Genomic DNA, 19,054 nt, shown 5'->3' on the forward strand with positions numbered 1-19,054 from the left:
AACGCTATCAGTATTCGCAATATCTAAATAATCCCCTGAGGAAGCGCCCTTTGGACCGATTCAACGCCATGCGCGTGTTTACCCGAATCGTGGAGTTGGGCGGGTTTGCCAAGGCCGCCGACAGCCTGCAAGTGCCCCGAGCCTCGGCGACGGTTCTGATCAAGCAACTGGAAGCGCACCTCGGTGTTCAACTGTTGCAGCGCACCACGCGCCAAGTCAGCCCGACCCTGGACGGCGCCGCCTACTACCAACGCTGTGTGCAATTGCTGGCCGACCTGGAAGAAACGGAGGCGGTATTTTCCGCTCGGCGCCAGAATCCCCGTGGCACGCTGAGCATTGATATGCCCTCGGGCATCGGTCGCCTGATCGTGATCCCAGCATTGCCTACGTTCACTGCGCTGTACCCGCAGATCGAGCTGGAAATCGGCCTTAACGACCGCCCGGTGGATTTGATCCGCGAGGGAGTCGATTGCGTCTTGCGCGGCGGCCCGGCCCTGGATGAATCGCTGGTGGCGCGGCCGCTGGCGATGATGGATCAGTTGACCCTGGCCAGCCCCAACTACCTTGAACACATGGGCATGCCCAGCAGCCTGGATGACCTCGGCCGGCATCAGATGGTCGAATACCTCTCCAGCGCCAGCGGCAAACGCTTTGGCCTGGAGTTCCAGATCGGCACCGAGCTGCGTCAGGTCCACTTGCCGAAACGCATCGCTGTCAACAGTTCCGACGGTTATTTCGCCGCGTGCGAGGCCGGCTACGGGCTGATCCAGGCGCCGCATTACCACGCCATGCGCCAGCTAGCGGCGGGCACCTTGGTGCAGGTGCTGCCGCAGCTGGCCGTGCCGAAAATGGCGTTGACCGCGCTGTACCCGCCACACCGCCAGCTGTCACAGCGGGTGCGTGTGTTTGTCGATTGGCTGGTGCAGCTGTGTGCTCGCCCAGGCACGGGGTTGCAACGCTAGGCCTGCGCCCTGCGATAGGCGCCAGGCTGCTGCCCGGTGACTTTATGAAACGCCCGTGTAAAGGCCGCCACTGATTGGTAGCCCACCGCCAGCGACACCTGGGCGACGGTCTGGTCTCGCTTGAACAGCTGGCAGGCGTGACGCATACGGATCATCAGCAGCACCTGGCCCGGTGACTGGCCGCACAGTTCATTGAAGCGTTTGAAAAATGCCGAACGTGACAGCCCGGCGCAGGCAGCCATGTCTTCGAGGGTCCAGGGCTCGGCTGGGCGTGCGATCAGTTGTTCCAGCAACTGCGCGAATGCAGGTGTGCGGCCCAGCGCCGCCAGGCCGCCCAGTCCAGTGTTATCGATGACCTGCTGGCGCAGTACATACAGGAACAGCAAGTGGCACAGGCGTTCCAGCAATGCCGAAGAGGGCGCGGGCGCGCGGTTGCACTCTTGCAGGATCAACTCGAAAAGATTGCGTGCAGCGGTCAGCGACGGGTCGCCGGCGCGCAGGATGATCCAGCTGGGCAGGGTATCGACAATCAGCGTCGACAGGCCGGATTGGAAATGAAAGAAACCGCAGACTAATCCCACACCATCCGTGGCGTTGCTGTCCAGGGCCTGCATCGGACGACGTGGGCATTCCTGGGCGCCGGCTGCCGTGGCTTCCCCGGACAGTCGATAAGCAAAGTCGCGCAACAGAAACACCGCGTCACCATTATTCAAGTGCTGAGGCGTTGGATCGCCGTCGATATGCAGCCAGCATTCACCCTGCACAATCAAATGGAAGCTCGCCTGGGCCAGGCCGTGGGTGCTTGCGTGCCAGTCGCCACAATAGCGACCCACGTGAAACAGACTGGTGTTGAGTTCGAGGCTATCTAATAACCAGTCGACAAGAACATTGGACGAATTCATCTAATGGAAAGACTCAAGAGCAAGTAATCGCTACTTTAGCCTATTGAGCGATTTTTTTAGAACCAACAGACTGGGGCATTAGATCCCACTAGGAGACCTCGCCATGTCCCGCGTACCGTTACTGACCCCCGAAACCGCCCCGGAAGCGGCCAGGCCCTTCCTTGAAAACGCGCTGAAAGGCTCGGGTTTTATCCCGAATCTGCTGGGCGTCCTGGCCAACGCACCGGCTGCGCTTGAGACCTATATCACCGTCTCCGGCTTGAACGCCAAGGCAGAACTGAGCCTGGCCGACCGCGAAGTGGTGCAACTGATTGCCGCCACCAGCCATGGCTGCGATTTCTGCGTGGCCGGTCACACTGCCGTGGCGCGCAACAAAGCCAAGCTGCCTGAAGACGTGATCGAGGCCTTGCGCCGGCGTGGTGAGCTACCGGACGCTCGCTATGAGACACTCGCCGCTTTTACCCGGGAAGTGATCGCCACTCGTGGTGATGTCAGTGATGCCGGCTTTGAGGCGTTCCGCGCTGCGGGCTACACCGACGGCCACGCGCTGGAAGTCATCCTGGGCGTGAGCCTGGCAACCCTGTGCAACTTCGCCAACGTGTTTGCCCGCACCCCGCTGAACCCGGAGCTGGCGCAATACCGTTGGGAAAAACCGGCAAGCTGAAGCGGCCTTGGTCCACCTGCTGTAATAAGGAGATACATGAATGCTTGACCCAATCTTGAGCCGTTGGCTCGATGTTCAAGCGCAGGCCCTGGACGTGGGCAGTTGCGATCCACAGGAAGTGCTGCCGCGCCTGGCAGAGGCCAATATTCTGAAAATCGGCGTGCCCACCCAATTGGGCGGCCTGGGCGGTGATGTGGCAGGTGCGGTCGAGGCCATTGCCAATGTTGCCAGCCATTCCCTGGCGGCTGCGTTTGTATGCTGGGGCCAGCGCTCGTTTATCGAGTATTTGTTGCAGAGCCCGAATGAACGGTTGCGCGAGCAGCTGATGCCGGACCTGCTCAGTGGCAAGTTGGCCGGGGCAACCGGGCTGTCGAATGCAATGAAGTTCATATCGGGCATCGAGGCGTTGCAGATCAGCGCCGAGCCCAACGAGCATGGGTGGACGCTCAATGGTCGCTTGCATTGGGTGACCAACCTGCGCAAGAACGGGTTTGTCGCGGCAGCGGCCATTGAGCATGCGGGAGGCGGCACGCCGTTTATCCTGGCGATCCCGGATTCGGTGGCAGGCTTGCAGCGTTCCCGAGACCTGGAGCTGCTCGGGCTGCAATCAAGCAATACCGCAGCGCTTGGCCTGGAAGGCGTGGAGTTGAGCCGCGACTGGTTGCTGCATGAAGATGCGCGCAAGTTCCTGCCGGCCGTGCGCCCGGCGTTCCTGGGCTTGCAGTGCGGCATGTCGATTGGCCTGGCCCGCCGTTCACTGGCTGAGGTGGCCCACCACCTGGGCGCTAGTCGTACGGTATTGCGTGAAGAGTTGGAAGCATTGCGCCTGACGCTGGATCATCTGGTCACCGAGCTCAAGGCTGGCTTGCTGGCCGGGCGCTTCGCCGCCGACCCTGTGCCCTTGTTCAAATTGCGTATCGCCCTGGCCGAAACGGCCGCCGGCGCCGTGCAGCTTGAGCTGCAAGCCAGCGGTGGCAAGGCTTACCTGACCGCACATGGCAGCGGCTTTGCCCGGCGCTGGCGCGAATCGGCGTTCGTGCCAATTGTGACGCCAAGCCTGGTGCAATTGCGCACCGAGTTGCATCGCCAGGGCCAGCTATGAGCCATGCGGTCATGACGGCCCAGGGAATTTGCCTGGGGTATGCCAGCGGGCCGGTGCTGCAAGGCTTCGACTTGCAGCTGCAACCGGGCGAAGTGGTATCGATCCTCGGTCCCAGCGGCGTGGGAAAATCCAGCCTGTTGCGCGTGCTTGCCGGTTTGCAGGTGGCCCAGGGTGGCAGTGTGCAGGTCTTGGGCGAGCCACTGCGCGGTCCCCATCCCAGGGTGGCGGTGGCGTTTCAAGACCCGAGCCTGTTGCCATGGTTGAACCTGGAAAAGAATGTGGCTTTCGGCCTGGATTTCGCCCGCCAGCCGCACCTGGCCACAGAAGAGCGACGCCACCGCGTCGACCGTGCGATTGCCGCCGTTGGCCTGGAGCATGCGCGGCAACAGTTCCCTGCGCAGCTGTCCGGCGGCATGGCTCAGCGCACGGCGCTGGCCCGCTGCCTGGCGCGTCAGCCCCAGGTGTTGCTCCTCGATGAGCCCTTCGGCGCGTTGGATGAAGTGACCCGCGCCGATATGCAGCACCTGTTGCTCAAGGTCAATCGTGAGCAAGGTTCGGCGGCGGTACTGATCACCCACGATATCGATGAGGCACTGCTGCTGTCCGACCGCATCCTACTCCTGGGCAACCGCCCGGCGCGGACCCTGGGCGAATGGCATATTGACCTGCCACAACCGCGAGATGAACAGGTCGAGGCCATCGGCGCGCTGCGTATCGATATTCTTAAAACCTTACGGCAGGCGAGCCGCACTCAACCCAACCCCTTGGAACAACAGGAGCTTAGCCATGTGTCTGGATGACTTGACCCACTCGCGCCGTGACTTTCTCAAACTGTCTGCCGTGCTCAGTGCTGCCGGCGCCTTGCCGCTGTTGAGCAGCCTGCAGGCCCGTGCCGCCAATGAGCCTGACGCGCCGGTACGCATCGGTTACTTGCCGATCACCGACGCCACGCCGCTGCTGGTTGCGCACAATAATGGCCTGTTCGAAGCCGAAGGCATCAAGGCTGAACGCCCGGTACTGCTACGTAGTTGGGCCCAGGTGATCGAGGCGTTTATTTCGGGCCAGGTCAACGTGATTCACCTGCTGTCGCCGATGACCGTGTGGGCGCGCTACGGCAGCAAGGTGCCGGCCAAGGTCGTGGCGTGGAACCATGTCGGCGGTTCGGGCTTGACCGTATCGCCAGGTATCACCGACGTGAAGCAATTGGGCGGCAAGTCGGTGGCTATTCCGTTCTGGTATTCGATCCATAACGTGGTGGTGCAGCAACTGTTCCGCGACAATGGCCTCACGCCGGTCAGCCGTGCGACCGGCGGCGCGATTGCCGCCAATGAAGTCAACCTGATCGTATTGCCGCCGTCGGACATGCCGCCTGCGCTGGCCAGCAAGCGCATCGACGGCTACATCGTCGCCGAGCCGTTCAATGCCCTGGCGGAGAACCTCAAGGTCGGTCGTGTGCAGCGCTTTACTGGCGACGTCTGGCGCAACCACGCGTGCTGCGTAGTGTTCATGCACGAACATGACCTGACCAACCGCCCGGAGTGGTCGCAGAAGGTAGTGAACGCCATCGTCAAGGCCCAGGTATGGACCCGGGACAACCGCGAAGAGGCGGTGAAGTTGTTGTCCAAGGACGGCCCGAACCGTTACACGCCACATGCCGAGCCGGTGTTGAGCAAAGTCCTGGCCCCGGCTGCCAGCGACCGCGCTGGCTACCTCGCGGACGGTGCGATCCAGCACGCCAATTGGGACGAACACCGCATCGACTTCCAGCCTTACCCATTCCCCAGCTATACCGAGGAACTGGTCAGGCGACTGAAAGACACGCTGATCGAAGGCGACAAGAAATTTCTCGCCGACCTTGATCCGGCCTTCGTCGCCAAGGATCTGGTGGACGACCGTTTCGTCCGTCATGCGATCGAAGCAGTGGGTGGCATGAAGACGTTCGGCTTGCCGGACGGTTATGAGCGGCACGAGGAGATTGGCGTTTGAACAACGGCAAAACCGTCGTGTGGCCAGGTTGGCTGCTCGGTATCAGTGGCTTGGCAGGCTTGTTGGTGTTGTGGTGGCTGGGGGTGAAGGTGTTTGGCGAGGCCGATGGTTTGTCGGCGCGCTTTTCCCTGGCGTCCACCGCCAGCAGCCTATGGGAATTGCTTGGGCGCAGCGAGTTGTATCTGCATATCGCGGTGAGCCTCAAGCGTATCGTTGTAGGGTTGTTCCTGGCGCTGTTGGTGGGCGTACCCTTGGGGCTGCTGGTAGGCAGTTCGCGTAACCTGGAGGCGGCGACTACACCGGCCTTCCAGTTTCTGCGGATGATCTCGCCACTGTCCTGGATGCCTATCGTGGTGATGCTGATGGGGGTAGGGGACCAGCCCATCTACTTCCTGCTGGCCTTTGCCGCGGTGTGGCCGATCATGCTCAACACGGCAGCGGGCGTACGTCAGCTGGACCCGCGCTGGTTGCAGTTGAGTAAAAGCTTGAGCGCCACGCGTTGGGAGACGCTGCGCCGGGTGATCATTCCGGGCGTGGTCGGGCATGTGCTGACTGGCGTGCGCCTGGCAATTGGCATCTTGTGGATCGTACTGGTGCCATGCGAAATGCTTGGGGTCAGTGCAGGGCTTGGCTATTACATCCTCGATACCCGCGACCGCCTTGCGTATTCGGAATTGATGGCGATGGTTGTGTTAATCGGGTTGCTGGGGTTTGCCCTGGATGCGTTTGCGCGATGGCTGCATCAGCGATGGGTGCACGCGAGTTGAACGCCAAGGGAGCCAAAGCGAATCATCGGCTGTAACATAACCCTCCCTGTAGGATCGAGCTTGTTCGCGTCTACGGGGAAGTAATCTTGTTACATATCCAAGGTCCAGGAACCCGTCATGACACAAAAGCAACGCTTGAAATATTCGATCCTGATTTCCCTGGTAGTGCTGGCGTCGATGTTTGGCCTGTCCTACCTGCAGAATATCGGGGTGATCAGCGAAAAAACTTTCCAGTACCTGGCCATTGCGATTGCCGTGGTGGTCGTGGTGATCAACGGCATCATGCGCCGCAAGGTCAAGCCCAACTTCTGAGTCAGGCCCGATCCTCGAGCACTTTGGCAGCCTCTTCATGGAGGCTGTAGCTCTTGTCGGCATTCAATGTGATCACGCCCTCGCTGCACAGACGCTTGAGCACCTCTCGCACACTGAGAAACGACAACGGGATACCCAGCTCCAGCAAATGGCTGTGCACACCCCGCACCCCCAGCGTGCGCTGGTTGTCGGCAGCGGTGAGGAGGGCGTCGATGACCTTCAGCCGAATCAGGCTGGTGCGCAAACCGAAACACTTGAGCAAATGGCGAATGCGCTGGTTGCCCTGCTGTTCGGGCAGCTTGCCGAACGCTTGTGTGCTACTGCCGAAGCTGGAATCGGCAGTCGGTGAATGTCCATCCGTGGGCACTTGCGGGTTATACATGCATAAACTCCTTTTCAGAGCCGGATCAGAAAAAGATGGCGCTCTTAAGTAATAAGACGAACGAGGGGCGCAAATCATGAAACGGTGGATGTAGAAAATTTGTCGGTATCGGATTGGACACACCTCGACCGCCACTGATAATCGTCTCTGCCGACTAAATTACTCCTGGCTATTCGCGTTCTTACGGTGGGGTAACCATCCCTCGTAAGGGTGTTCAATTTGACTGTGGAGTCGGTGTGATTATTTCCAACGGGTTGTCCAGGGTAGGTGTGGCAGGGCTGTTGCTGGGGGTGAGCCTGGCCGCATCGGCACGGGAACCAGTAACGCAGGCGTCGGCGGATATCCGCCGTACCAGTTACGGTGTACCGCATATTCGCGCTAACGATGAGCGTGGCCTGGGAGTTGGTATCGGGTACGCCTATGCCCAGGACAACTTGTGCTTGCTGGCTAATGAAATAGTGACGGTCAATGGCGAGCGCGCCAAGTTTTTCGGCCCGGAACAAGCCACCCTGGAAGAGCGCAACAACCTCGCCAGCGATGTGTTCTTCGCCTGGCTGAATAACCCCGAAGCGGTGGCCTCCTTCTGGAAAGCGCAAACCCCCGAGCTGCAACAGCGCATCCAAGGCTACGTGGCCGGCTATAACCGTTATCTCAAGGAGCAGGGCGCCCCGGCACAATGCCAGGCAGCCTGGGTTCGGCCGTTGGTGGTTGAAGATCTTGTGAAGTTGACCCGCAGGCTATTGGCGGAAGGGGGTGTCGGCCAATTCGCCGAAGCCTTGGTGGGGGCTACACCGCCTCAAGCCATCGCCAGTGTGCAACCCAGTGCCAAAGCCTTTGAACTGGCCGCCGCCAGCCAGCAGCGCTTCACCCTGGACCGAGGCAGCAATGCCGTCGCCGTCGGCCGTGACCGTTCCTTCAATGGCCGTGGCATGCTGCTGGCCAACCCGCACTTCCCCTGGGTAGGCGGCATGCGCTTTTACGAGATGCACCTGACCATCCCCGGGCAGTTGGATGTGATGGGCGCTGCCTTGCCGGGCCTGCCGGTGGTAAATATCGGTTTCAACCAGCATGTGGCGTGGACGCATACCGTGGATACGTCCAAGCATTTCACCCTGTACCGCCTGACCCTCGACCCCAAGGACTCCACCCGTTACCTGCTGGACGGCGAGTCCATCCCTCTGGACAAGACGACTGTGACGGTACAGGTCAAGCAAGCTGACGGCAGCTTCAAGGACGTGACCCATACGGTCTACAGTTCGCAGTTCGGCCCCGTTGTGCAATGGCCGGGCAAGCTCGACTGGGACAGCCACTACGCCTTCAGCCTGCGCGATGCCAACCTGGGTAACGACCGGGTGCTGCAACAGTGGTACGCCATGAACCGCGCCGGCAGCCTCAAGGAACTGCAAACCTCGGTACACACCCTGCAAGGCATTCCCTGGGTCAATACCCTGGCCGCCGATGACCAGGGCCAAAGCCTGTACATGAACCTGTCGGTGGTGCCCAACGTCAGCGCCGCCAAGCTCGCCCAATGCAGCGACCCGCGGGCCGGCCTGCAAATGATCATGCTCGACGGCGCTCACAGCGCCTGCGCCTGGGACATCGACCCGCGCGCTGCCCAAGCCGGCATCTTCCCGGCCGACCAGTTGCCACAGCTGCAGCGCACCGACTATGTGCAGCACTCTAACGATTCCGCCTGGATAGCCAACCCCAAGGCGCCGTTGACAGGCTTCTCGCCGGTGATCAGCCAGGACAACATCGGCCTCGGCCCACGCGCCCGCTTCGCCATCCAACGCCTGCAATCCCTGGACAAACACCCCATCAGCATCGCAGATCTGCAAAACATGGTGATGGGCAACCAAGTGTACCTGGCGGGCCAAGTCATGCCCGACCTGCTGGCGTTCTGCGCCAAACACCTGGGCGCCGACGCCGCTGCGCTACAACCGCTGTGTGCCAGCCTGAAAGACTGGGACCAGCACGCCAACCTCGATAGCGGCGTGGGCCTGGTGCACTTCATCAACCTGATGCAGCACCTGCAGCAAATCCCCGACGCCTGGCGCGTGGCCTTCGACCCGGCCCGCCCTCTGACCACCCCAACCGGCCTCGCCATCGACCGCGCCCCCGTTGCCAAGGCCCTGCGTGAAGCCATGTTGGCCTCCAGTGCAGAGGTCAACAAGCTTGGCCTGAAGCGCTGGGGCGATATCCAAGTCTCCGGCCAAATCCCCATCCACGGCGGCCCGCAGGAACTGGGTATCTACAACGCCATGCAAACCGTGCCCCGCGCCGACGGCAAACGCGAAGTCGTCAGCGGCACCAGCTACCTGCAAATCGTCACCTTCGACGACAAAGGTCCCAACGCGGTAGGCGTGCTGGCGTTTTCCGAATCCAGCAACCCAGCGTCCAACTACTCAAAGGACCAGACCCAAGCCTTCTCCGAGAAAAAACTGCGCCCACTGCCGTTCACTGACGCCCAGATCAAGGCCGATCCACAGTACCAAGTCCAGGCAGTGAAGGAGTAGGGCAGGCATGCAACCCCTTGATGCCAAGGCAGAATATTTTTTGAAATCAAGGGGTTGCAGGCATAGGCAAATGAGTACATAATGGCGCCCATCGAACGCAATGAAGCATTAAAAACTTCAATGTATTCAATGATTTAGAGTAGAGGCAAGCTTCACATAGCCCACTCAAGTTTGTATGCGGTGAATGTCAGCAGCAAGGGCATTGATCGTTTGAGGCCGAGTAGCAAAATGGTTATGCAGCGGATTGCAAATCCGCCTACGCCGGTTCGATTCCGACCTCGGCCTCCACTCTTGGAAACCCCGTAGATTAACGTCTACGGGGTTTTTTATTGGCTAATGCTTTTCATAGGCTCGCCCTCGCTGTCGTTGGGTTCTATAAGAATGCCATCGTGGCGCATAGACGCCTCGGCTTGGGCGAGTCCATCCAATTACCCTTGACCCTGCAACGGGCCGCTCAGGCACGGAAAGCGAGGCGCCGTCCTTTGGGGAGTCCTCGCGTCTGGTGGGCGAATACTGAGCACAAGGCGCAATTATAGGTGGAAGTGGCCCGCAGCCTCCGGCTGGTAAAGCACTTTCTTGATCTCAATCCGGCGGGTCCGATCAGAAATTCGCCAGTCGATGGCGTCCCCCTCCTGATAACCAAGGATGGCGGCGCCTATGTCGGAATACACGGAATGTTTCCCTGCGTTGTTGTCTGCGTCTTCAGGGTAGACCAAGGCCACTTCGTACTCTTCGTCGTCCAGTTGCAGCAACGCCCTGGAGTTCATCGTGATGACATTGCACGCCACCTGCTGCGGCTTGACGACAATGGCTCGCTCAAGCTCATGTTCGAGTTCAACAGCCGCCGGGCCTTGCTCGAAAGCGATTAATTCCTCGAGCCTGGCCTTGTCGATTTCAGTGATGTAAATCCTAGCGGAGTCGCCACCGGCTCCTTCGCGCAAGAACTGGAAATAGCGGGCCGCCGTCATGGAAAACGACTTCAATGTCGGCGTTTCGCTCTCAAGCATAAAGCCGCTGCGCAGAAAGGCTTTCAGAGAGCGCGAGTTGTCCGGGTGGATCTTGGCGATGAGTTTCTCGGCCCGCATGTCGAGGAAGGCCAGTTTCATGCCTTCGCGGATCGTACGGGCGCCTAGGTTTCGGCCCCATTTTTCGCTGTCTCCGATGACCAGGACTATCTCGCAATTTGAATCGGTCTTGACCAGGCGGACAAAGCCCACCGGGGCGTCATGCCGGTCATAGGCCATAAAGAATCTGCCGTCCCGGTTGAATAGATGGGTCAGGATCGGCAACTGAGTCCGATCAACGGCTTGCTCGATGGAGCGGGAGACATGACGCGAATCGCTCAGGTAGCAGGTGACGCGCTCATCCTCTAACCAATTCATCAATGTCAGTGCATGCGCCCGAGTAATTTCAGGACACAGCGAAATGAAAGGCTTGTTCATCTTAACCACACTTATTTGTAAAGGATTGAAGCCCTTCATGGATATGGTCATGGCGGTTCTTCGGCAACCGGATATTTTAAGACATGCCGCGAGTAATGGCGAATATCCCAGAGAGTTCCAGGAGGCCACTGCTTACCAGGGGGGCGGAACTGTTTAGTCAACTATTTGTGAGAAGGAAAAATCAGCGGATTGCGAATCCGCCTACGCCGGTTCGATTTCGACCTCGGCCTCCACTGTTGGAAACACCGACGATTAACGTCTACGGGATTTTTTATTGGCTAGGATTTGACGGCCGCTTCCATTGATTGCTTGTAAGGCCTCAAAATGCCGATTTAGCCGCGCGTTCATCCTGCCGGCGCAGGATTACGCCCGTACTCATCAAAGCTGACAAGGTAACCATGAAACAGAACATTCTTCTTGTGGCCGTTTGTGCTGCACTGATCCAAGGCTGTGCCGCCACCTCCAAAAGCCATGAAGAGTCACCTTCCATGCCCGCTGCTACTTCGGCGGCTATAACCCAGCCAGCCTTATCCGCTTACTATTGGAACCTGGTCTCGGCGACTGATGCTTCCGGTAAACCTCTCGTTGCTTTGAACAAAGGTGTCGAACGCAAGTTGCGCGTTTCCTTCGGTGAAAAGAATCTGAACATCAGCGGTGGCTGCAATGGCCAGTTCGGCGGCTATCACTATCAGGGAGGGGTTTTAAAGGTACAGTCACTGGCCTCCACGCTTATGGCCTGCGACAAGGACCTGATGGATCTTGACGCCCAGGTAGGCCGACTGTTCAAGGGTGATCTGCGCGCCGTTATCACTGGTGATAACACCGAGCCGATGCTGCAACTGATTACAGTGGACGGCTCGGTGCTCAAGCTACAGGGTGAAGCTACTCCAGAGACCCGCTACGGTAGCAAGGGCGAGGTCAAGTTCCTGGAAGTGGCGCCCAAGACTGTCAAGTGCAGTCACCCGATGATCCCTGAGTATCAGTGCTTGCAAGTGCGCGAGCGCCGCTATGACGACGCTGGCCTGCAACTTCCGACCCAGGACCCATGGCACCCGCTGTATCAGTCTATTGAAGGTTTTGAGCATCGTGATGGGGTGCGCAATGTGTTGCGGGTCAAGCAATACGAATGGAAGAATCCGCCAGCAGATGCGCCTTCGACGGTCTATGTGTTGGATCTGGTGGTCGAGCAGGACGCTTCCGGAGCTGAAAAGTAGGGAGAGCCAGGGCAGGTCGGTGTGCGTAAGTCGATTCCGACTACGGTCTGCACTCCTGGAAACCCCGTAGATGGGTGTCTACGGGGGGTTATTGCCGGCGTTTATCAAGTGTCGCGCAAAGTAACAGGCTGTGCGCGGCGGGAGCTAACGCTTGAGTCCCATGCATGCATCGTAGGCGTCTTTGCTTCTTTCGAGGTTATTTAATAGCTCCTGGCGACGAGCGCCTTTGGGTGAATACACATCAAGGCCCGACATCGCCAGGCTGTCCTCCAGATGTGCAATCTCTTCCCTGTAGGGCGCGCAGCGCTTGTCTGCAGCCACCAAGGCTTTATAGGTTTGTGCTTCGGATTGGGAGTTGAGCGCGGCCTGGCTCGCAGAAGTCAGCTGCTTTTCTGTCTCGTTGAACCGAACTTCTTTTTTGGCGAGATCTACTTCAGCCTTTCGCAGAGAGTCCGCCAATTGCTTGTTGTCCAAGCGAGCGGCGTCCAGCTCCTTGCGGGTCTGCGTCAATGAGTCGTTTAAATGTCTTACGTCGCTTCGCAGCTGGCCGCGGTCTTCTACAACCGTAAATGCGTAGATAGCCAGCGTTATGAAAGCGGCAAACCATGTTCCGTCCTTGAGCAGGCCCCAGCGCGACGGCTTGACTGGATCGTGGTGGTCGTTTTTCAGTTGGCGCATATCAAATTCTCCTGTGTTATCGCTTGAGCCTTCGCAAGCTCTACCGCAGCCGCTATTGCCGCCTGGGCCTGAGGGCTGTTCTTCCAGCACCTAGACTTCAATGCGGCAGAAGCATTCGCCAGGATATCTCCCACTTGCGACCTTCCGAGTACCTCCATCGAGCCAATACCCATTTGCTCCAGCCGTGCGATCACGGTAGGGCCAACGCCTTTGAGCGCAAGTAGCGCGGTTCTTTCTTCCAATGAAAATGGCACTTGGGAATTCCTTTCTCCACGCGGGAAAATCTGAGCGGGATACCGTCAAGCAACCGGCGGCACCATTGCGGCATTTTCGACGAGTGACATGTCTAGATCAAGGGTCCCAGCCCGGTTGGGGTTGTCACACGGGCATTTGCCGATTACCCTGAAAATGTTTGAATTATTACAAACAATTTCGGTTTGGCTATTTTTCAGTCAAGCGACTTCAGGATGAGGAACGAAAAATGTTTTCACATGAAGGTACCGCATTAGAGCTATTGATCTTGGTTTTTGGCGTGACGGGCGTGCTTTTGATTGCCTGGTTTTTTCACCATCAATATGAGCTCAGGGCTCGCAAGCGTGTAAAAAAACAACATAGCCCTGATAAGCAACCCTCGCCTCAAAATCACTGATTGCCGGTAAACCTGCGCCAGTCATTGTGCCGGCCCTCCGCCCTATGATCCGAGGCTCGGCGTCAGCCAATCGCTTCGGATCTGTTGATTCTCTGTGCTTTGACTTCATTGGCATAGGCTTCAAGCTTTTGCTGCTGTGCAGTGAGTAATGCGCAGACCTTCGTTAAAGCAGCCGCATCACTTGAATGCCCGCCAGCGGCCAATGCCGTCAGCTCAACCACCGACCATCCGATAACTGCGCTGGCGTCTTCAAGGTCGTAGAACAATTCCTGTTGCGCAGTCCTGGGGCCGTCGAGGTCTTCTATCAAAGCGTTCACTCTGGTCTGTTTGGGTTAAAACGAATAGATGCGTAGGGCATGATATTCATCCAGGTGGTCAATGTTTTTAGCCTGGCGCGAATAACAGGCAAAGAAAAGCCCGCGATGGGGCGCGGGCTAAAAGGAGTTCATTAAGGAGCTGAGACCACCATAAATGCTGGTCTGTGAAAGGTTTGTGAAACGCGTTGGTGACCTGCGTCGGCATGAGTGATGTAGACCGCCAAAGTGTACGCCTCGATCCGTCTGCAGCTGTATGGGGCGATGGATGCCACAACCCACTAGTGTCGCGGCATATGACTGTCGTTTGGATACCGCGCCCCATGTTGATGTCTACCAGCTTGTTGTCAGCCTTTGTGCTTTTTGCCTTTGTGTCTTCCATCACCCCTGGCCCCAATAACACCATGTTGCTGGCGTCTGGGGTGAACTTTGGATTTCGTCGTTCAATCCCTCACGCCCTGGGCATCAGCATAGGGTTCATGCTGCTGGTCATTTGCGCGGGGTTGGGCCTGGGGGAAGTGTTCAAGCTGTTCCCGTGGGCGTACACGCTGCTGCGCTATGTTGGCGCCACCTACCTGCTGTACCTGGCGTGGAAGATCGCTACCGCGGGCGGGATGTCGGAGAGTGATAACGAACAGGGCAAACCGATGACCTTCCTGGGTGCGGCGGCTTTCCAGTGGGTTAACCCCAAGGCCTGGATCATGGCGCTGGGTGCAATCACCACCTATACGCCGGCTGAGGGTTACGCCGCTAATGTGCTGGTGATTGCGGTGGTGTTCGCCGTGGTCAACCTGCCAAGCGTGTGTGTGTGGCTCGGTTGCGGTAGCGGCCTGCGCAATGTATTGCGCGAGCCGCGCTGGCTGCGGATATTCAATTGGTCCATGGCTGGGTTGCTGGTGTTGTCGTTGTATCCGATGCTTTTTGTGAGCTGATTCAGGCTCAGACCGGCGAAATAGTTGCCAGCAAGCCAATGCCGATGGTCAATACCAAAAAGCCGAACAGGAAAATTGCCATTTTGGTCATAAGGCCTCCGAGGGGCGGGGAACGACAGGGATGGCGCCTATTGTCCGCCTGGGACGGCGTTCAATACAGGTGCAGATGACAGAGAAAAAACCATATCAGATGGTGCCGCACTAGCTGGGCTGCGGCTTTTGAAGCCTCTTGGATTTATCAATATCAGGTACGCCGATTGAGACAGTGACAGCGTTTGCCCCTAAGATAGCGCCCATTGCATCAACAATAAGAGTGGGCCAACCCTCGATGGAAAGACGCCAGTTCAGCGGTGGCATGCAAGGCAAGAACCTGCGCTACCTTAATGACAAAACCCAGCAGGCAACCTCGGTCACCCAAGTCGGTTTCCTGCTGCTCGAACACTTCTCCCTGCCGGCTTTCACCCAAACCCTAGACACCCTAGTGACCGCCAACCTGCTGCGCCCCGAGCTGTTTGCCTCGCGCACCTTCGGCTGGGGCGAGGGCGAAGTGATCAGCGACCTCGGGCTGGTGATCCGACCCGATGCAAGCCTGGAGTTGTCGGCACTTCAGGATCTAGACCTGCTGGTCATCTGCGGTGGTTTCCGCACCGAGCTCAAGGCCAGCGACCCGTTCATTCAACTGTTGCGCGGCGCTGCGGAGGCGGGCGTCCGCCTTGCCGGTTTGTGGAACGGCTCCTGGTTCCTTGGTCGCGCCGGCCTGTTGCAGGGCTACCGCTGCGCTATCCACCCCGAACACCGCCCGGCGCTGGCGGAAGTGTCCAAGGGGGCCCAGGTCACCAGCGAGCCCTATGTGATCGACCGCGATCGCCTCACCGCGTCGAGCCCCTCCGGTGCCTTCCACATGGCCCTGGACTGGATAAAGAGCCTGCACGGCAAGGCGCTGGTCGAAGGCATCGAGGACATCCTGGCGTTCGAGGAATCACGCTACCGCCGCATCAAGCCAACAGAGAACGTCTGCGTCAGCGCGCCTCTGCGCGAAGTGGTGAAGCTGATGGACGCCAACCTCGAAGAACCGCTTGAACTCGATCAGCTCGCCGTCTACGCCGGCCGCTCCCGTCGCCAGTTGGAGCGCCTGTTCAAGGAGCAACTGGGCACCACGCCGCAGCGCTACTACATGGAACTGCGCGTCACCGAAGCGCGCCGCCTGTTGCAGCACACCGAGTTGTCACAGGTGGATGTACTGGTGGCATGCGGTTTTGTTTCGCCAAGTCATTTCAGCAAGTGCTACAGCGCGTACTTCGGCTATCGCCCCTCCAAGGAAAAGCGATTGGTCAAGTAGCAGGACGGCTCCCACCCTTGTGTTTCGGGATCAGTTGTCTCAGAAGCGGTCCAGTCGATAGGGCTGTAATTCAGGCATTGACTCTCCTGCCGCCAGTTGCCCGACCCTTTCAGCCGTCACCGCCGCCTGAGTCAGCCCCAGATGCTGATGACCAAACGCAAGCAGCACCTTGCCCTCGCACACCCGGTCAATGATCGGCAGCGAGTCGGGCAGGGACGGCCGAAAGCCCATCCACGGTGTGGCATCTCTGTCGTTCAGGTCGTGGCGAAACAGCCCCTGGCTCAAGCGGTGCAGCTGCCAGGCCCGTTGCATATTCGCCGGGCGTTCGAGGCCGGCGAATTCGACCGTTCCGGCCAGGCGCAGGCCGCCGACCATGGGCGTCATGATGAACTTGCGTTCCAGCGAGGTGACGGCGAAGGGCAGGCGCTGGTGTTCGTGGGGCAGCATCAGGTGATAGCCGCGCTCGGTGTCCAGCGGTACCTGTTTGCCTGTCAGGGCCGCAGTGAGTTTCGCCGAGTGGGCGCCGCAGGCGATCAGCACTTGGCGCGCCGTCACTACGCCTTGATCGATCATCAGTGAAACACCGCTGTCATCCAGGCGCCCATCCAGAACACGCTGCTGGAGAAATTGCACACCCTCGGCCTTGGCCGCATTCACCAGCTCGCCGACCACGGTATAAGGGTCGAGAAAATGCCCGGTACCGGGGAAAAACAAACCACCTTGTATGGCGTCGCTCAATTGCGGCGCGACCGTGCGCACCGCCTCGCCGCTCCAGAACTCCACGGCTACGCCTTGCTGCTGCATGCGTTGCTGCAACGCATCCAGGGCGACGCGGGATTCGGCGCGCTCAAACACCAGCAGCGAGCCGTCTTCGCGCAGCAGTTGCGCCTGCCCAATCGACCGCAGCAAACGCTGCCACGCACCCAGGCTGCCTTCGTTCAAGGTACGCAGGCCGGCCACGGTTCGCTGGAAGTTCGCCGGTCGCAGGTTCAACAGTAGGCGGATAAACCAGGGCAGGGCGCGGGGCAGGTAGGCCCAGTCCAGCCGCAGCGGGCCCATGGGGTCCAGGAGCATTGCCGGCAAGCGCTTGAGGATCGACAGGTCGGCGATGGGGAATACCTGCTCCGTCGCCAGGTGACCGGCGTTGCCGTAGGAGGCGCCCATGCCCGGCGCCTGCGCGTCAACCACCAGCACTTGCCGACCCTGACGCGCCAGTTGCAAGGCACAGGCGACGCCGATGATGCCGGCGCCGACCACCACAATGTCTGCTTGATTGGGCTTGGCCATGGCTACGCCTCTCTCTGGCCGTCAAGCAGGCGCCGCAGCCCCAGCGGGTTGTTCTGTTGGAGGGCATTGGGCAGCAGGCTATCGGGGAAGTCCTGATAGCACACTGGGCGCAGGAACCTGTGGATCGCCGCCATGCCCACCGAGGTGCTGCGCGCATCCGAGGTCGCCGGGAACGGCCCGCCATGCACCATCGCATCGCAGACTTCCACGCCAGTCGGCCAACCGTTGACCAACAGGCGCCCGGCCTTGCGTTCCAGTACCGGCAGCAGTGCGCGCGCCTGCAGCAGATCCTGGTCATCCATATGCAAGGTCGCGGTGAGTTGACCTTCCAGGTGTTCGGATACCTGGCGCACTTGCTCGACATCGCGGCATTCCACCACCAGCGAGGCGGCGCCGAAGACCTCGGCTTGCAGTTGTTCGTTGTTCAGGAATGCCTGGGCCTGGGTCACGAACAGATAGGCCTGGCCTTGGTTCGGCCCGGCGGCCGCCACGCCCTTGGCGGCAACCTGGGCGTGCTGGGCTAATGCACTCACGCCGGTTTCGTAGGCGCTGAAAATGCCCGGTGTGAGCATGGTCTGGGCCGGGCAACGTGCAAGCAGATCACTGGCGACCTTGATAAAGCGGTCCAGGGCGCTACCTTTCACGGCGATTACCAAGCCAGGGTTGGTGCAGAACTGGCCGGCACCTTGGGTCAGTGACGCGACAAAGCCTTCGGCCATTGCTTCAGCCCGTGCTTCAAGCGCGGCAGGAAACAGGTAGACCGGATTGATCGAACTCATTTCCGCATACACCGGGATCGGTTCCGGGCGTGCCTGGGCGGCCTGGCACAGCGCGATACCGCCACTGCGCGAACCGGTAAAGCCTACGGCCTTGATACGTGGGTCGGTTACCAGGGCGATACCCACCTCGTTACCCGAGCCATAAAGCAGTGAAAACACACCTTCGGGCAAACCACACTGTTTGACCGCCTGCGCAACGGCGCGACTCACCAGCTCGCTGGTGCCGGGGTGGGCGCTGTGGGCCTTGACCACCACCGGGCAACCGGCAGCGAGTGCCGATGCGGTATCGCCGCCCGCCACGGAGAAGGCCAGGGGAAAGTTGCTGGCGCCAAACACTGCGACCGGGCCCAGGGCAATATGGCGCTGGCGCAAATCGGCGCGGGGCAGCGGCTGGCGCTGGGGTTGCGCGGTATCGATCCGCACGTCGAGCCATTCACCCAGCCGCACGGTGCGGGCAAAGGCGCGCAACTGCCCGCAGGTACGACCGCGTTCACCTTGAATGCGTGCGCGGGGCAGGCCGGTTTCGGCGCTGGCGCGTTCGATCAATTCATCGCCCAGGGCTTCGATGTTGTCGGCAATGGTTTCAAGAAACCCGGCGCGGTCTGCCAAGGTGGTTTCGCGGTAAGTATCGAGCGCGGCCCATGCCAGTGCGCAGGCCTGCTCGACCTGCTCGCCATCGCCGCCGGCATAGGCGGGCTCCAGTGGCGTGTCGGTGGCGGGGTTGATGGCCCGGATCGCGTCGCGATGGCCGGAGAGGGATTGCTGACCGATCAGCATCTTGCCTGTCAGAGTCATGGGGTCATCCTGGAAAAAATAGAGGAGGTAGG

20 protein-coding genes and 1 tRNA gene are annotated in these 19,054 nt (G+C 59.7%); 13 read left to right on the forward strand and 8 right to left on the reverse strand.

Annotated features, from left to right (window positions below):
* The first annotated feature begins 50 nt into the window (after positions 1-50).
* Entirely contained in the window at positions 51-962 is a 912-nt protein-coding gene (locus NMB39_RS13565) for a LysR family transcriptional regulator (protein ID WP_057024018.1), read from the forward strand.
* Here NMB39_RS13565 and NMB39_RS13570 read toward each other — a convergent pair.
* On the reverse strand, positions 959-1,864 hold the full coding sequence (locus tag NMB39_RS13570) for an AraC family transcriptional regulator (RefSeq protein WP_124412379.1): 906 nt from the start codon (positions 1,862-1,864) through the stop codon (positions 959-961). The two genes, NMB39_RS13565 and NMB39_RS13570, sit on opposite strands and share 4 nt — an antisense overlap.
* 103 nt (positions 1,865-1,967) lie before the next feature.
* On the opposite strand from NMB39_RS13570, the gene NMB39_RS13575 reads away from it, so the two are divergent.
* The 6 genes from NMB39_RS13575 (at position 1,968) to NMB39_RS13600 (ending at position 6,695) form a co-directional block, all read left to right on the forward strand.
* The gene (locus tag NMB39_RS13575; RefSeq protein WP_043047696.1) at positions 1,968-2,528 is read left to right on the forward strand and encodes a carboxymuconolactone decarboxylase family protein; all 561 of its coding nucleotides are present in this window, start codon (positions 1,968-1,970) and stop codon (positions 2,526-2,528) included.
* Between the two features lie 40 nt (positions 2,529-2,568).
* Entirely contained in the window at positions 2,569-3,630 is a 1,062-nt protein-coding gene (locus NMB39_RS13580) for an acyl-CoA dehydrogenase family protein (RefSeq protein WP_057012623.1), read from the forward strand.
* Entirely contained in the window at positions 3,627-4,430 is an 804-nt protein-coding gene (locus NMB39_RS13585; protein WP_057024016.1) for an ABC transporter ATP-binding protein, read from the forward strand. Before NMB39_RS13580 ends, NMB39_RS13585 begins: the two co-directional genes overlap by 4 nt.
* Positions 4,417-5,616 (forward strand): ABC transporter substrate-binding protein, encoded by a 1,200-nt coding sequence (locus NMB39_RS13590; RefSeq protein ID WP_057024015.1) that lies wholly within the window; start codon positions 4,417-4,419, stop codon positions 5,614-5,616. Before NMB39_RS13585 ends, NMB39_RS13590 begins: the two co-directional genes overlap by 14 nt.
* 17 nt (positions 5,617-5,633) lie before the next feature.
* A complete protein-coding gene (locus NMB39_RS13595; RefSeq protein WP_164484852.1) occupies positions 5,634-6,383 on the forward strand; it encodes an ABC transporter permease in 750 nt (249 codons plus the stop codon).
* Between the two features lie 117 nt (positions 6,384-6,500).
* A complete protein-coding gene (locus NMB39_RS13600; protein ID WP_043047691.1) occupies positions 6,501-6,695 on the forward strand; it encodes a hypothetical protein in 195 nt (64 codons plus the stop codon).
* A gap of 1 nt (position 6,696) precedes the next feature.
* Here the strand turns inward: NMB39_RS13600 and NMB39_RS13605 are convergent, their stop codons facing one another.
* The gene (locus NMB39_RS13605) at positions 6,697-7,077 is read right to left on the reverse strand and encodes a fe2+ zn2+ uptake regulation protein (RefSeq protein ID WP_198720064.1); all 381 of its coding nucleotides are present in this window, start codon (positions 7,075-7,077) and stop codon (positions 6,697-6,699) included.
* 236 nt (positions 7,078-7,313) lie between these two features.
* Here NMB39_RS13605 and pvdQ point away from each other — a divergent pair, with 236 nt between their 5' ends.
* Positions 7,314-9,593 carry a bifunctional acylase PvdQ gene (gene pvdQ / locus NMB39_RS13610; RefSeq protein ID WP_494339066.1) on the forward strand — a complete coding sequence of 760 codons (2,280 nt, stop codon included), beginning with the start codon at positions 7,314-7,316 and terminating at the stop codon, positions 9,591-9,593.
* Between the two features lie 214 nt (positions 9,594-9,807).
* Positions 9,808-9,881 (forward strand) — tRNA-Cys (locus NMB39_RS13615).
* 242 nt (positions 9,882-10,123) lie between these two features.
* Here NMB39_RS13615 and NMB39_RS13620 read toward each other — a convergent pair.
* Complete coding sequence (locus NMB39_RS13620) at positions 10,124-11,086, reverse strand: bifunctional GNAT family N-acetyltransferase/nucleoside diphosphate kinase regulator (RefSeq protein ID WP_172833416.1); 963 nt, start codon at positions 11,084-11,086, stop codon at positions 10,124-10,126.
* A 347-nt stretch (positions 11,087-11,433) separates the two neighbouring features.
* Here NMB39_RS13620 and NMB39_RS13625 point away from each other — a divergent pair, with 347 nt between their 5' ends.
* Positions 11,434-12,249 (forward strand): DUF4377 domain-containing protein, encoded by an 816-nt coding sequence (locus NMB39_RS13625; RefSeq protein WP_494339065.1) that lies wholly within the window; start codon positions 11,434-11,436, stop codon positions 12,247-12,249.
* Positions 12,250-12,393: 144 nt separating this feature from the next.
* Here NMB39_RS13625 and NMB39_RS13630 read toward each other — a convergent pair whose 3' ends face one another.
* The gene (locus tag NMB39_RS13630) at positions 12,394-12,927 is read right to left on the reverse strand and encodes a hypothetical protein (RefSeq protein ID WP_057023972.1); all 534 of its coding nucleotides are present in this window, start codon (positions 12,925-12,927) and stop codon (positions 12,394-12,396) included.
* Positions 12,915-13,181, reverse strand: a complete 267-nt coding sequence (locus NMB39_RS13635; protein ID WP_057023971.1) for a hypothetical protein — start codon at positions 13,179-13,181, stop codon at positions 12,915-12,917. Before NMB39_RS13635 ends, NMB39_RS13630 begins: the two co-directional genes overlap by 13 nt.
* A 227-nt stretch (positions 13,182-13,408) precedes the next feature.
* On the opposite strand from NMB39_RS13635, the gene NMB39_RS13640 reads away from it, so the two are divergent.
* Positions 13,409-13,576, forward strand: coding sequence for a hypothetical protein (locus tag NMB39_RS13640; protein WP_164484823.1), 168 nt, complete (start codon positions 13,409-13,411; stop codon positions 13,574-13,576).
* 62 nt (positions 13,577-13,638) lie between these two features.
* On the opposite strand, the gene NMB39_RS13645 is transcribed toward NMB39_RS13640, so the two are convergent.
* A complete protein-coding gene (locus NMB39_RS13645) occupies positions 13,639-13,893 on the reverse strand; it encodes a hypothetical protein (RefSeq protein WP_057023970.1) in 255 nt (84 codons plus the stop codon).
* A 320-nt stretch (positions 13,894-14,213) separates the two neighbouring features.
* Between NMB39_RS13645 and NMB39_RS13650 the strand changes: the two genes are divergently transcribed.
* Complete coding sequence (locus NMB39_RS13650; protein ID WP_057023969.1) at positions 14,214-14,822, forward strand: LysE family translocator; 609 nt, start codon at positions 14,214-14,216, stop codon at positions 14,820-14,822.
* Positions 14,823-15,177: 355 nt separating this feature from the next.
* Positions 15,178-16,161: a GlxA family transcriptional regulator gene (locus tag NMB39_RS13655; RefSeq protein ID WP_198721147.1), complete on the forward strand. Its 984-nt coding sequence runs from the start codon at positions 15,178-15,180 to the stop codon at positions 16,159-16,161.
* A gap of 39 nt (positions 16,162-16,200) precedes the next feature.
* On the opposite strand, the gene NMB39_RS13660 is transcribed toward NMB39_RS13655, so the two are convergent.
* Positions 16,201-17,448, reverse strand: a complete 1,248-nt coding sequence (locus NMB39_RS13660; RefSeq protein WP_494339064.1) for an NAD(P)/FAD-dependent oxidoreductase — start codon at positions 17,446-17,448, stop codon at positions 16,201-16,203.
* Between the two features lie 2 nt (positions 17,449-17,450).
* Positions 17,451-19,022: an aldehyde dehydrogenase (NADP(+)) gene (locus NMB39_RS13665; protein WP_494339063.1), complete on the reverse strand. Its 1,572-nt coding sequence runs from the start codon at positions 19,020-19,022 to the stop codon at positions 17,451-17,453.
* Positions 19,023-19,054 lie beyond the last annotated feature (32 nt).

This window comes from Pseudomonas sp. FBCC-B545 (genome assembly GCF_059134095.1).

Bases quoted from the DNA above. Each gene is read 5' to 3' on its own strand.
- NMB39_RS13620 (WP_172833416.1), bottom strand. From the start codon at position 11,086: ATGACCATATCCATGAAGGGCTTCAATCCTTTACAAATAAGTGTGGTT.
- NMB39_RS13665 (WP_494339063.1), bottom strand. From the start codon at position 19,022: ATGACTCTGACAGGCAAGATGCTGATCGGTCAGCAATCCCTCTCCGGC.
- NMB39_RS13570 (WP_124412379.1), bottom strand. From the start codon at position 1,864: ATGAATTCGTCCAATGTTCTTGTCGACTGGTTATTAGATAGCCTCGAA.
- NMB39_RS13630 (WP_057023972.1), bottom strand. From the start codon at position 12,927: ATGCGCCAACTGAAAAACGACCACCACGATCCAGTCAAGCCGTCGCGC.
- NMB39_RS13585 (WP_057024016.1), top strand. From the start codon at position 3,627: ATGAGCCATGCGGTCATGACGGCCCAGGGAATTTGCCTGGGGTATGCC.
- NMB39_RS13580 (WP_057012623.1), top strand. From the start codon at position 2,569: ATGCTTGACCCAATCTTGAGCCGTTGGCTCGATGTTCAAGCGCAGGCC.
- NMB39_RS13640 (WP_164484823.1), top strand. From the start codon at position 13,409: ATGTTTTCACATGAAGGTACCGCATTAGAGCTATTGATCTTGGTTTTT.
- NMB39_RS13600 (WP_043047691.1), top strand. From the start codon at position 6,501: ATGACACAAAAGCAACGCTTGAAATATTCGATCCTGATTTCCCTGGTA.
- NMB39_RS13655 (WP_198721147.1), top strand. From the start codon at position 15,178: ATGCAAGGCAAGAACCTGCGCTACCTTAATGACAAAACCCAGCAGGCA.
- NMB39_RS13625 (WP_494339065.1), top strand. From the start codon at position 11,434: ATGAAACAGAACATTCTTCTTGTGGCCGTTTGTGCTGCACTGATCCAA.
- NMB39_RS13650 (WP_057023969.1), top strand. From the start codon at position 14,214: ATGTTGATGTCTACCAGCTTGTTGTCAGCCTTTGTGCTTTTTGCCTTT.
- NMB39_RS13660 (WP_494339064.1), bottom strand. From the start codon at position 17,448: ATGGCCAAGCCCAATCAAGCAGACATTGTGGTGGTCGGCGCCGGCATC.
- NMB39_RS13590 (WP_057024015.1), top strand. From the start codon at position 4,417: ATGTGTCTGGATGACTTGACCCACTCGCGCCGTGACTTTCTCAAACTG.
- NMB39_RS13605 (WP_198720064.1), bottom strand. From the start codon at position 7,077: ATGTATAACCCGCAAGTGCCCACGGATGGACATTCACCGACTGCCGAT.
- NMB39_RS13575 (WP_043047696.1), top strand. From the start codon at position 1,968: ATGTCCCGCGTACCGTTACTGACCCCCGAAACCGCCCCGGAAGCGGCC.